Below are 12,133 nucleotides of genomic sequence, written 5' to 3' on the forward strand. Positions count from 1 at the left end.
CTCTACTAAAGATGGCAGGTCCATGGCAGACGACAGTTTCATTCGCGAGGTAAACGAGGAACTCCGTTCGGAACGGGCAAAGCAGGTTTGGAAAAACTTCGGCCCCATCTTGATCGGCGGTGCGGTTGCGGTCGTTATCGGTACGGCCGCCTGGGTTGGCTATCAGCATTGGACTGACAGCAAAGCCTCCGCTTCCGGTGACAGGTTCCTGGCAGCACTCGATCTGGCTTCTTCCGGCAAGAACGATGAAGCTATTGCTGCGCTCGATGATCTGGAAAAGACCGGTTACGGCTCTTATCCGGTTTTGGCACGTCTGCGTGTGGCCTCCGTTCAGGCAGAAAAGGGCGATGTGGCAGCAGCCGTTGCAGCCTTTGATGCTGTTTCTGCCGACAATGCTGTACCTGCTCCAATGCGTGATGTCGCTCGCCTGCGTGCGGCTTATCTGCTTGTTGATTCTGGTTCTTATGATGATGTCGCAAAGCGCGTTGAAACCCTTTCGGCAGATGGCAATCCAATGCGTTCCAGCGCTCGCGAAGCGCTGGGCCTTGCTGCTTGGAAGGCAGAGCGTTTCGACGATGCTGCCAAGCTCTATCAGCAGATTGCTAATGACAATCTGGCGCCGGCGAATATCCGCCAACGCGCCAACACAATGCTAGATCTCATGCGCGGCGCTGGCATCAAGATGCCGGAAGCTCAACAAGGCTAAAGCTTGTCGCGGAAAAGTGGGTACCGGTTTTCCGATAACGACAAGCAAAGAAGTAAATGCTTAAAGCGTTTAGCAACACTAATATAAGCGCGAAACGCTTTAAGCCGCGCTTATCTTCGGAGTAATACGAACCTATGGGTTTCACTCTCGCCATCGTCGGGCGTCCCAATGTCGGCAAGTCCACACTGTTTAATCGCCTCGTCGGCCGCAAGCTGGCGCTGGTCGATGACTTGCCGGGCGTTACGCGCGACCGGCGCATCCATGATGCCAAGCTCTACGATCTGAAGTTTCAGGTTATCGACACGGCTGGTCTTGAAGAAGCTGCCAATGACAGTCTGGAAGCGCGCATGCGCGCGCAGACTGAGGCTGCCATTCAGGAAGCGGATGCGATCCTGTTTGTGATCGATGCCAAGGCTGGCATTACGCCGACCGATGCAACCTTTGCCGAACTTGTTCGCCGTTCAAACCGTCCGGTTGTTCTGGTCGCAAACAAATCAGAAGCACGCGGTGCGCAATCGGGCCTTTATGATGCTTTCCAGCTTGGTTTGGGTGAGCCTTGCCCGATCTCTGCTGAGCATGGTCAGGGCATGCCTGACCTGCGTGATGCGATTGTCGAGCTTTTGGGCGAAGAACGTGTCTTTGCAGATGAGCGTGAAGAAGAAGCAGCCGATGAAGTCTTCACACCGAAGGCAGTCGGTGAGCTGATCGGCGATGATATCGAAGACCCGGATGAAGAAATCATTCCGGAATACGATACAACCAAGCCACTGCGCATAGCCATTGTTGGACGTCCGAATGCAGGCAAGTCCACAATGATCAACACGATGCTCGGTGAAGACCGTTTGCTGACGGGCCCTGAAGCCGGTATCACGCGCGACTCGATTTCCGTTGACTGGGAATGGCGCGGACGTAACATCAAGCTTTTTGATACGGCCGGTCTGCGCCGCAAATCGCGGGTGCAGGAAAAGCTCGAAAAGCTTTCCGTTGCCGATGGCCTGCGTGCGATTCGCTTTGCTGAGGTTGTTATCATCGTGCTTGATGCAACGATCCCGTTTGAAAAACAGGATTTGCAGATTGCCGATCTGATCATTCGCGAAGGCCGTGCGCCGGTTATCGCGTTTAACAAATGGGATCTGATCGAAGATCGCCAGTTGGTTCTTGAAGATCTCTACGAGAAGACCGCACGGCTTCTGCCACAGGTGCGGGGCCTTCGCGCTGTGCCGATTTCAGGCGAGCGTGGCCAGGGGTTGGATAAGCTCATGGAAAACGTCGTTAAGACGCATGAAATCTGGAACCGTCGTATCTCGACAGGCCGCCTGAACCGCTGGCTTGAAGGCGTTATTGCGCATCAGCCGCCACCGGCTGTTTCCGGACGTCGTCTCAAGGTCAAGTACATGACGCAGATCAAAACCCGCCCGCCGGGCTTTGTTGTCTCCTGCTCGCGTCCTGATGCGATGCCGCAATCCTATGTGCGTTATCTTATCAACGGCCTGCGTGAGACATTCGAAATGCCGGGCGTGCCGATAAGGCTTTCATTGCGCACCTCGGACAATCCGTTCGCAGGTCGTGCGAAGAAAAAGAGATAGAGAAAAGCCCGGAGCAATCCGGGCTTTCTGCTTTTCGATTCTCACGAGACGCTGTTTGCGGCTTCGGCGATCAGTCCGGCAACCTCGTCGGGTCTTGAGGCAAGCGAGGCATGACTTGCATCCAATGTGATGGTCTTGCGCGGATTCATGCGTTCGGCCATTCGCTTCTGGTTTTCGGGCGCGATCATGTGGTCCTGGCTCGATATCTGATACCAGGTCGGCTTTTTCTTCCACGCAGGTGCGGTGATCGTGTCGCCGAATGTATTGGCGATTGGAGCTTTCTGCGTGATTGCCATCACCAGAGCTTCGTCGGCACTCAGATCCTGGCAGAAGCTCTCGTGAAACTTATCGTATTTGATCCAGAGATATCCATCGCTGTCGGGTGCGAGATTAGGGAATGCTGCAGGTGGATGTTCCTGACTGATGCCGCCGGGGCTTTCGCCCGCATCCGGTGCAAAGGCAGCAATGTAAACCAACCCCACCACATTCGGCAGATCGCCTGCCTGCGTGATGACTGCACCGCCATAGGAATGGCCGACCAGAAGCACTGGACCTTCCTGCTGCGCTGTCATCTTGCGCAAACGTTCAGCGTCGTCCGCGAGCGAGGTTAGTGGCATTTCGACAGCTCTTATCTTGTCGTATCCCATTCTAGAAAGCGCGAGGATGACTTTGCTCCAATGGGCCGCTCCTCCCCAAAAACCATGTGCGAGTACGATAATTGGCTTTGTGCTCATGAGATTGTTCCCTTTTGCTGGTCGACTCGTGGTTTCAATAACCAGAAACTAGGGCTTCGCGGAAATAAGAAAATAAGCGTTCTCTGATATATTATCGGGCAATATATCGTGCTTATTTTCCCTTTTGCGGGTTGAGCTAAGCCACTTCGGCTGGTAAATGGCCCGCCTCTCAAAATTCCCCCGGCAATTTCCGCAACTTCAGAGGCAGATCATGACGAAGGCTGAGCAAGGCCAGAGCAAGGGCCAATTTAATGGCGTGACCTTGGGCATCGACTTCGGCACAACCAACACTGTCCTGTCGTTGGCTTCACCCGATGGTTCGACGGCAGTGCTGAGCGTGCCGAAAGATGGCGTTGATGTGACCGGCTATCGCTCGATTCTCTGTTTCTGGCAGGATCGCGAAACCGGCGAGCGCACGTCGGAAAGTGGTCCATGGGCCATGGACGCGTTCGTCAACGCGCCGCACTCAACCCGTATGTTGCAATCCTTCAAGACGTTTGCGGCCCAAAAATCTTTTACCGACACGCCGGTTTACGGCAAGCGCTTCAAGTTTGAGGACATTCTCGAGACTTTTCTGGAGTCAGTTGCAGCGCGCCTTGGGGATCGTTTGCCTCCTAAGGGCAATCGTGTTGTCATCGGTCGTCCGGTCATTTTTGCCGGAGCGTCGCCTGATGAAGAGCTGGCCATGCAGCGCTATGAAAAAGCATTTCGCGCTTTTGGATTTACCGATATTCATTATGTGTATGAGCCTGTGGCGGCTGCATATTTCTACGCACAGGAGCTGAAGGCCGAATCGACTGTTCTTGTGGCCGACTTTGGCGGCGGTACGAGCGACTTTTCTATCGTGCGATTTGAAGTGGGTGCGCAGGGCCTAAGTTTCACGCCATTGAGCCAGACCGGTCTCGGCATTGCAGGCGACACATTCGATTATCGCATTATCGACAATGCGGTTTCCCCGCTTCTGGGTAAAAATGGCGAATATAAATCTTTCGGCAAACGCCTGCCGATACCGCGTCATTATTATGCGAACTTCGCACGGTGGAATACGCTGTTCCTGATGAACTCGCCAGCCACCATTCGCGCACTGACCGATCTTGCGAAGAATGCCGTCGATCCCGAACCGCTCGAGCATTTCATCAACCTGATCGAGAACGACTACGGTTATGAGATTTATCGCGCCGTCTCAAACCTCAAAGTACGCTTGTCATCGGAAAGAATATCTGAGCTTCATTTCAAAGCTGATGATTTCGAGATCAGGTCCGATATCACCCGCAACGATTTTGACAACTGGATTGCCGATGACGTGGCGAATATCGAACAATCAGTTGAGCAGGCTGTGGAGAATGCGGGGCTTACTTTTGCGGGTATCGATCGTGTCTTCCTGACGGGCGGCACATCCTTCGTGCCTGCCATCCGCGAGGCTTTTGAAAAGCGTTTCCCGGATGCAATGGTCACAAGCTCGAACCAGTTTGATTCGATTGCCAATGGTCTGGCCCTGATCGGTCAAAGTGCCGATATCGAGCGCTGGGCAGTGAAGCTGAATTAGGGCTCGATGACGATGGGGGTGCCATTTGGCACCTTCGACCAGATTTCGCGCATCTCCGTGTTGGTCACGCCGATGCAGCCGTCCGTCCAGTCCCAGAGATGGTGCACAGAAGCAAGCCATCCCCAGCCATTAGGCAGGCCGTGGATCATGATATTGCCGCCGGGTGCATAGCCTGCCGCATCGGCTGCACTCTGGTCTGCAGTATTTGGATAGGAAACATGCAGGCTCAGATGCGCCATTGAGCGCGGATTGCGCCAATCAATGATGTAAGCGCCCTCAGGTGTTTTCTGGGCGCCCTCGCGGCTCTTATGTCCCCCATCGCCATTGCCGCCGAGTGCAATCCGATATGTGCCGATCACGGCGCCATCGCGCAGCAACGTCATCCGACGCTCGCCTTTATAAACCTTTATGGCGTCTGCCTGTTGTTCCGCAGGGAGAGATTGTGGCGGCTCGCCTGAACCGATGCGCGCCATGACCTTGGTGTAGCCGAACAAGCCGACAGCGATGAGAACGACGACGAAAAGAATTTTCCTGATCATATTGGTCGCTTATTTTTGGTCTGTGGCGCGTTCAAGGCAGTCTTTGATGCTCGTTTCACAAATGGGCGTTTGCGCACGGATTTCCGGATTGTCACGCCACATTTTGTATGTGATCCAGAACTCGACATCCTTATAGGCATATGTGCCAGCGCGTTTCTTGTTGCGGCTCTTCTCGAGCGCTTCGCTGGTGATCACCATATGATGTGCAAGTCGCTTGAACACCCAAGGCTGCGCACCTTTCTTATGCTCGAACGCCTCCAAATGATAATAGGGATCGTTGTGAGCCGGATCGGGTTCCTGATGAATGACGGCCCAACGGGTGATTTTGGGTGTATTGGCAAGGATCACCACACGATCAAAGGTTTCAGCATTAAGATTTGAAGCCAGAAAGGGGAGGGCAATCAGTGCCGCCACCAGTGTACTCAATGTCTTTTTGCCGACCATTTTAAATTCCTTTTGCATTCCAGATAAATCCAGCACGCTCTTGCCTGAACGCATTTGCTATTGGGATAGCTAAAAAAGCAAATAAAAACAAACCTCCGGGAACGGTGTTAATTCAAAATTAATCAATCTTTTCAAAGGGTAAACAAAATACCGTTAACCATCCATCAAGGTTAATACTCCATTATTCGCTATAGTTAAGTAATCGTTGCGAGTGGAGTTTGCGGTGCGTTTTGGTTCCATGCGAGCGCTGTTTGGCCGGTCAAAGGCCGCTGCCGAGCCGGTATGGCATTATCCGGTAACGGGCTATTGTCCCGAGGATGGTCGCTATTACGCTGTTCGCGCCAAGCCACGTCATGTCGTGCGCAAGCCGCATCGTCTGGTGCCGCTTTTGCTGGCTGCGATCGCCTACCTGTTCAACTCCAATGCAATTGCCTTTCAGGATATGGCAAGCCTTGTACCGACTGCAGACGTGGCAGGGCATCGCTGGACAGCTTTTGTCGCCAAGGCTCCGGTTGGTTCGCTGCATCAGGCAGAAATGCCTTTTGTCGATGCAACGACGGTCACAGGCAGTATTGCTGCAACAGGTATTCAGGTGCCGGGCATTGGCCGCGTTGCACTTTCCGGTGGGCAGAAGACTGCTAAGCTTGGTATCGATGATCCCAACCCGGATGAAAACCGCATCAATCGTTCGGACAAGACCGGTCGCATCGTTTCTGTTAAGCCTAAGGCTCCGGCGCGGGCTTTCAACGCGGGCAGCATGTTTGAGAAAATAAGCATGATCACAGCGCCGCGCGAAAAAATCGATGCGCGCATGGCCTTCTCAAAGTCCAGCATTGAAGGGAAGGAGGTTGAGATCGCGATGGCGTTCCACGCGGTCAAACCACCCAAACCCAAGCAGGATATGCCCGTGCAGCTGGCAAAGCTGATCAACAATAATGAGCCCGACGTTCTCGCGTTGGGCTATGCGCCTTCTAAGCCCGACTACGGCAAAACTTCGCCCTTTGAAAGTATTCTGACGCCGGAAGCAGATAGCGGTCGTTTTGTGCCGCCGATCAGTGAACAGGACCACGCATGGGCGGCTACGCCTTTGCCTGCAGAATCCTTTGGATCGAAAGAGCAGAAGTGTCTCGCAGAGGCAGTCTACTATGAAGCGCGTGGCGAAACCGTCAAAGGACAGGTAGCCGTAGCGCAGGTCGTACTCAATCGCGTTCGCAACCCGTCTTATCCGGGAACCATTTGCGATGTGGTCTATCAGAATCGCAACTGGCTCAATGCATGCCAGTTTTCATTTGCCTGCGATGGGCAAAAGCATCGCGTAACCGAGATGCCGCAATGGCGCATGGCGCAGCAGGTCGCCAAAACAGTCACCGCCGGTCAGATCTGGCTGCCGGAGGTTGGTTCCTCCACCCATTATCACGCGACCTATGTCAGCCCGTTCTGGGCACCCACCATGAAGAAGATGACCAAGATCGGCCTTCATGTGTTCTATCGCACTTATGGCGGCGGCTGGAGCTAATAACAGGCGTCTGTTCAAGTGGCTTGCTACGAAATCACTTTCGGACACATTTATTTGTCTCGAACGTCGCTTGAAACGGGTGCACATTGATGAATCCATGTGCGGAGCTTCGCCTAATTCGATTCCAATTTTGAAGCCGAATTGCTGCATGAACTCCGACTTTGGGCGGAAAATGAGTCGCACCATCGGCTAAATCATTGCATTTACTAGAGAAAAAACCTTTTGAAGCAACTGCTTGACCGCCTTGACTAGCGCGCGGTGTGTCAATATGTTGCGCGCAACTTGGAAATGGGCTTTTAAGGCCCGCATTTCTTGCAAAAGGAGCTGCCAATGACGAGCGGCACTGAGCCCGGAAAGTCATCCGGTGTAGGCAGGGATGTGGACCGCAAAACTGTTTCCGGGGGGCTGGATCAGCGTTTGAACCGCCTTGAGGCCGAACTGGCCAAAAAGGGGGTGCTTAAACCACCGGCTTCTGAGAATGAGCGTTCGGAAACATCCAGTTCCGTCGCGCAGGCCATGAAACTCTCCAGCGAGTTTATTGCTGGTATCGTGGTTGGCGCAGTAATTGGTTGGGCTCTTGATCGCTACGCAGGCACGTCGCCATGGGGGTTGATAGTATTTCTCCTTCTGGGCTTTGGCGCTGGCACCCTCAACGTGCTCCGTTCCGCAGGTTATGTTGCCGATCAAGGCAATAATAAGTCTAGCGTGGAAAAGAGCGATAAGGAATAAGTCTTCGCGGACATCACGAAAATGTTCGCGTATAGACACTTAAGACAAGCGGGCGGTTTGCCCGAGACTGAAACGCCTTAGGGCAGGAACGACAGACGAGGTTAAGTTGGCCAACGATCCGATCCATCAGTTCCAGGTTTCCCGGTTGATTCCGATCGACGTCGGTGGTTTGGACCTGTCGTTCACCAATGTTTCGGCCTTTATGGTCGCAACGGTGGTGCTTGCGTCAGGCTTTCTTTACTTCACGTCGTCGAGCCGTGGACTGATCCCGAGCCGCCTTCAGTCGGTTTCGGAAATGGCCTATGAATTTGTAGCGTCGAGCCTGAGAGATTCGGCCGGGTCGAAGGGCATGAAGTTCTTCCCCTTCGTTTTCTCGCTGTTCATGTTCATTCTGGTCGCAAACTTTATCGGTTTGTTCCCGTATTTCTATACGATTACCAGCCAGATCATCGTTACATTTGCACTGTCGCTGCTCGTCATCGGCACTGTAATTATCTACGGTTTCTACAAACATGGCATTGGCTTCCTCAAGCTGTTCGTGCCAAGCGGTGTTCCGGGCATCATCATCCCACTGGTTGTTGCCATTGAAATCATTTCGTTCCTCTCGCGACCTATCAGCCTTTCTGTTCGTCTTTTCGCGAACATGCTGGCAGGCCACATCACGCTCAAGGTTTTCGCAGGCTTCGTTGTCTCGCTGAGCTCACTTGGTGCACTTGGTGTTGGTGGAGCGATCCTGCCTCTTATCATGACGGTCGCGATCACCGCGCTTGAGTTCCTGGTTGCATTCCTCCAGGCCTACGTCTTCACCGTCCTTACCTGCATGTACATCAACGACGCAGTACATCCGGGTCACTAAAGCATGTTGCGGAAAAGTGGTTTACCGGTTTTCCGACAACAACATGCGTTATGAAAACATTTAAAGCGCTTCGCATCGATACAATTAAAGTGATGCGCTTTGAGGTTCTAGCCGGCGGGTTTCCGCCAGAACAGAAATCCGCACTAATTTGCAATCCAGAAGGAGCTTTAACATGGAAGCGGAAGCAGCAAAGTACATCGGCGCCGGTCTCGCCTGTTTCGGTATGGCCGGTACGGCTCTCGGCCTCGGCAACATTTTCGGTAGCTATCTCTCGGGCGCTCTGCGTAACCCATCCGCTGCTGACAGCCAGTTCGGCCGTCTGGTATTCGGTTTCGCTGTGACGGAAGCTCTGGGCATCTTCTCGCTGCTCATCGCGCTTCTGCTCCTCTTCGCTGTTTAATAAACAGTCGCAAGAAACTGGCCTGCCGCGATCTGTATCTTGAAATGCAGCGCGGCTGGCCTTTGCATATGACGTCTAAGTGAGCATGTTTCTATAAATCCGGGACTTCTTTCCGGAAAAGAGCATGCTGGATTGAAGGGGAAATCTGGATGTTCGTGTCCACGGCGTTTGCCCAAACCGCCACCGAATCGCAACCGGCACCAGCTGCTGGTGAGCACGGCGCAGCCGATGCTGTGCACACCGAAACCGGGGTCGCGCACGATGCCGGACACGGCAGCGGCGTATTCCCGCCGTTTGATTCCACCCATTACGCATCGCAGCTTCTGTGGCTGGCGATCACTTTCGGTCTTTTCTATCTGTTCCTGTCGCGCGTGGTTCTTCCGCGTATCGGCGGCGTGATCGAAAACCGTCGTGACCGTATCGCACAGGATCTCGAGCAGGCTGCCCGCCTTAAGCAAGATGCGGACAACGCCATTGCTGCTTACGAGCAGGAACTGACTGCTGCGCGCACCAAGGCTGCTTCGATTGCTGAAGCTGCTCACGAAAAAGGCAAGGGCGAAGCGGAGGCCGAACGTGCCACTGCGGAAGCTGCTCTCGAGAGCAAGCTTGCTGAAGCGGAAGAACGTATCGCCGCAATCAAGGCCAAGGCCATGAGCGATGTCGGCACTATCGCCGAAGAAACCACGTCTGCGATTGTTGAACAGCTTCTGGGAACCAAGGCCGATAAGGCTGACGTGACCGCAGCAGTCAAAACCGCAAACGCCTGAGGAGACGAAAATGGATTCAACATTTTGGGCATTTATTGCTCTTCTTCTCTTCATTGCACTGATTGTTTACCTGAAGGTTCCGGGCATGATCGGTCGCTCGCTCGATGAGCGCGCCGAAAACATCAAGAAGGAACTCGAAGAAGCCCGCACCCTGCGCGAAGAAGCCCAGCAGCTTCTTGCTGAATATCATCGCAAGCGCAAGGAAGCGGAAAAAGAAGCTGGCGACATTGTCGCTGCGGCAGAGCGCGAAGCAAAGGCTCTTCTTGAAGATGCCAAGCGTGCGACCGAAGAATATGTTGTTCGTCGCAACAAGCTTGCTGAGCAGAAGATTGCAACCGCTGAAACCGATGCAATCAATGCAGTCCGTGCTTCGGCTGTTGATCTGGCTGTCGCCGCTGCTGGCAAGATCGTTGCTGACAAGGTTGACGCCAAGGTTGCAGGCACCCTGTTCAAGGATGCGCTCGGTCAGGTTAAGACCAATCTGAACTAACTGCAGTAGTCATTGAATTTTGAAAACGCCGCCTCAAAAGGGCGGCGTTTTTTGTTTATGGTATTTGGGGAGCCTACCAAATTTCAGGGTTCCTGTTTCGGTGGCAGCGTCATCGCGATGACACCTATGATGACGAAAGCCAGACCCAGCCACGCAGTTGATGTCGGCCTCTCTCCGAGAAAGATCGCACCGATACCGACACCAATGGGAACGCGGAGGTAGGCTTGCGCTGTGGTGCCAACAGACCCCAATGTGTGGATGAGCCGAAAATAGATTGTGAAAGCAGCCGCCGTTGAAAACACCGCAAGGCCGAGCAATGCGAATACTGAGTTAGCGCTGGGTGTCAGAGTCCATGGTTGGTCGATGATGAGGCTCAATGGGATCAGAATAATCGCGCCACTGATGAGAGAGCCTGCGGCTGGCAGCATCGGATCAAGGCTTTTGAAATTCCGGCCAAAGATTGCGGCGCCTGCGTAGCAGATGGTGGCAGCGATAATTGCCAGCTGCGCCCATAATTCATTGCCCAACCCGGTAAGCGCCTGCACACCGATAATGAGGCAGGTGCCCGCAAGGCCTGCTGCAACGCCGAATAGTCTGCGGCTGGTTACAGCTTCGTGGCGTGTGATCAGAAGCGTGATGAGAAATGTAAAGATCGGTGTTGTTGAGTTGAGGATTGCAGCAAGGCCTGCTTCCGTCGTCTGTTCCGCCCATGCAATCGCGGTGAATGGTACGACGCTGTTCAGGCAGGCCTGAAACAGAAAGCGTTTCCAGGTCAGCGCGTCGGTTGGCAGCCTCAGACCGCGCAGCCTGATTATGACAATTAATATCAATCCTGCGATCAAGGTTCTGGCTGCGATGAGGGTAATAGGTGGGATCGTAGCCACGCCGACTTTAATCAAGCTGTAGGATGCGCCCCAAAGAGCGGCCAGTAACAACAGCAATCCTAGTTCGACGACGATATTGGTTTTGTGGCTCATCTTTTCCTGCATGTTTAAGCGGTTGTACTGCTCTCTAGCAGTCCGCTGCACGCACATGCTTCGGTTCAGACCGAAGTGTTAGCAGGAAAAGCGCCCTTTGATCGGTGCGAATGTGTAGCGATGAATGCCGGGTACAGGGCCGTCTGTCTCAATGGCAGTACGATGCTTGACGGTTCCATAACCCGCATGAACTTCCAGTCCGTAGGGAGGATGGGCATTGCCTGCCCGGACCATCATGCGATCACGCGTGACCTTAGCCACGATGGAGGCGGCAGCGATGGAAATTGAGCGCTGATCGCCTTTCACCAAAGCAGAGCCGGGGCAGGTCAAGCCGGGCGGTACATCGCGTCCATCGATTAACGCATGGCAAGGTTTGAGGGTAAGCCCCATAAATGAGCGACGCATGGCCTCAAGCGCGGCCTTGCGAATGTCGCTGGCGTCAATGCTGCGCGCACTTAAGCTCGCGACTGAGACGGTCAATGCCTTGGCAAGAATGATTTCGTAGAGGGCGTCGCGTTTGGCAGCCTTAAGCCGCTTGGAGTCATCCAGTCCTTCAGGCAAATCATTGGGATCAAGCACCACAGCCGCCGCCACCACAGGACCGGCCAAAGGCCCACGACCTGCTTCGTCGATGCCTGCAATATGAAGAAGTCCGCGCGCCAGATGTTTCTTCTCTTCCGAGAAGTCCGGTGCGAGCGGGATGTCAAAAAGGAGCGGAGAATCAGAAGACAAGCGTTTCATTTGGCGGCAATGCTCGCATTGCTTCTGGTTCTCCGCAAGGTCCCTGCCGAGGAAGGTGGCGTAAAAGCAGGGACCTTCCGTCTGAAATGGACATCAGACGGG

14 protein-coding genes are annotated in these 12,133 nt (G+C 53.9%); 9 read left to right on the forward strand and 5 right to left on the reverse strand.

The genetic code is table 11. The features are described 5' to 3' along the window. The first annotated feature begins 22 nt into the window (after positions 1 to 22). The gene (locus C9380_RS02885; RefSeq protein WP_128092957.1) at positions 23 to 706 is read left to right on the forward strand and encodes a tetratricopeptide repeat protein; all 684 of its coding nucleotides are present in this window, start codon (positions 23 to 25) and stop codon (positions 704 to 706) included. A 134-nt stretch (positions 707 to 840) separates the two neighbouring features. Next, a complete protein-coding gene (gene der / locus C9380_RS02890; RefSeq protein ID WP_100559646.1) occupies positions 841 to 2,292 on the forward strand; it encodes a ribosome biogenesis GTPase Der in 1,452 nt (483 codons plus the stop codon). A gap of 41 nt (positions 2,293 to 2,333) precedes the next feature. Here der and C9380_RS02895 read toward each other — a convergent pair whose 3' ends face one another. Beyond that, positions 2,334 to 3,026 carry an alpha/beta hydrolase gene (locus tag C9380_RS02895; protein WP_100559644.1) on the reverse strand — a complete coding sequence of 231 codons (693 nt, stop codon included), beginning with the start codon at positions 3,024 to 3,026 and terminating at the stop codon, positions 2,334 to 2,336. A 211-nt stretch (positions 3,027 to 3,237) separates the two neighbouring features. Between C9380_RS02895 and C9380_RS02900 the strand changes: the two genes are divergently transcribed. Further along, positions 3,238 to 4,572 carry an Hsp70 family protein gene (locus C9380_RS02900; protein WP_100559642.1) on the forward strand — a complete coding sequence of 445 codons (1,335 nt, stop codon included), beginning with the start codon at positions 3,238 to 3,240 and terminating at the stop codon, positions 4,570 to 4,572. On the opposite strand, the gene C9380_RS02905 is transcribed toward C9380_RS02900, so the two are convergent. Beyond that, positions 4,569 to 5,111, reverse strand: coding sequence for a L,D-transpeptidase family protein (locus C9380_RS02905; protein ID WP_128092958.1), 543 nt, complete (start codon positions 5,109 to 5,111; stop codon positions 4,569 to 4,571). The genes C9380_RS02900 and C9380_RS02905 overlap by 4 nt on opposite strands. Before the next feature lie 9 nt (positions 5,112 to 5,120). Further along, on the reverse strand, positions 5,121 to 5,555 hold the full coding sequence (locus C9380_RS02910) for a DUF5086 family protein (protein ID WP_128092959.1): 435 nt from the start codon (positions 5,553 to 5,555) through the stop codon (positions 5,121 to 5,123). Positions 5,556 to 5,778: 223 nt separating this feature from the next. Here C9380_RS02910 and C9380_RS02915 point away from each other — a divergent pair, with 223 nt between their 5' ends. The 6 genes from C9380_RS02915 (at position 5,779) to C9380_RS02940 (ending at position 10,313) form a co-directional block, all read left to right on the forward strand. Continuing rightward, complete coding sequence (locus tag C9380_RS02915) at positions 5,779 to 7,071, forward strand: cell wall hydrolase (protein ID WP_128092960.1); 1,293 nt, start codon at positions 5,779 to 5,781, stop codon at positions 7,069 to 7,071. Positions 7,072 to 7,401: 330 nt separating this feature from the next. After that, positions 7,402 to 7,800 (forward strand): AtpZ/AtpI family protein, encoded by a 399-nt coding sequence (locus C9380_RS02920; protein WP_128092961.1) that lies wholly within the window; start codon positions 7,402 to 7,404, stop codon positions 7,798 to 7,800. A 106-nt stretch (positions 7,801 to 7,906) separates the two neighbouring features. Further along, entirely contained in the window at positions 7,907 to 8,656 is a 750-nt protein-coding gene (locus C9380_RS02925) for a F0F1 ATP synthase subunit A (protein WP_024896113.1), read from the forward strand. Positions 8,657 to 8,828: 172 nt separating this feature from the next. Further along, entirely contained in the window at positions 8,829 to 9,056 is a 228-nt protein-coding gene (locus tag C9380_RS02930) for a F0F1 ATP synthase subunit C (protein WP_007632966.1), read from the forward strand. 149 nt (positions 9,057 to 9,205) lie between these two features. Then, complete coding sequence (locus C9380_RS02935; protein ID WP_128092962.1) at positions 9,206 to 9,823, forward strand: F0F1 ATP synthase subunit B; 618 nt, start codon at positions 9,206 to 9,208, stop codon at positions 9,821 to 9,823. A 10-nt stretch (positions 9,824 to 9,833) separates the two neighbouring features. Next, complete coding sequence (locus C9380_RS02940; protein WP_007873666.1) at positions 9,834 to 10,313, forward strand: F0F1 ATP synthase subunit B; 480 nt, start codon at positions 9,834 to 9,836, stop codon at positions 10,311 to 10,313. 83 nt (positions 10,314 to 10,396) lie between these two features. Here C9380_RS02940 and C9380_RS02945 read toward each other — a convergent pair whose 3' ends face one another. Together C9380_RS02945 and rnhB are read right to left on the reverse strand one after the other, a co-directional pair. Next, the gene (locus C9380_RS02945) at positions 10,397 to 11,290 is read right to left on the reverse strand and encodes a DMT family transporter (protein ID WP_128092963.1); all 894 of its coding nucleotides are present in this window, start codon (positions 11,288 to 11,290) and stop codon (positions 10,397 to 10,399) included. A gap of 78 nt (positions 11,291 to 11,368) precedes the next feature. Next, a complete protein-coding gene (gene rnhB, locus C9380_RS02950; protein ID WP_036566682.1) occupies positions 11,369 to 12,031 on the reverse strand; it encodes a ribonuclease HII in 663 nt (220 codons plus the stop codon). Between the last annotated feature and the right edge of the window lie 102 nt (positions 12,032 to 12,133).

This window comes from Brucella pituitosa, from assembly GCF_003049685.1.
In the GTDB taxonomy this organism is placed as follows: domain Bacteria; phylum Pseudomonadota; class Alphaproteobacteria; order Rhizobiales; family Rhizobiaceae; genus Brucella; species Brucella pituitosa.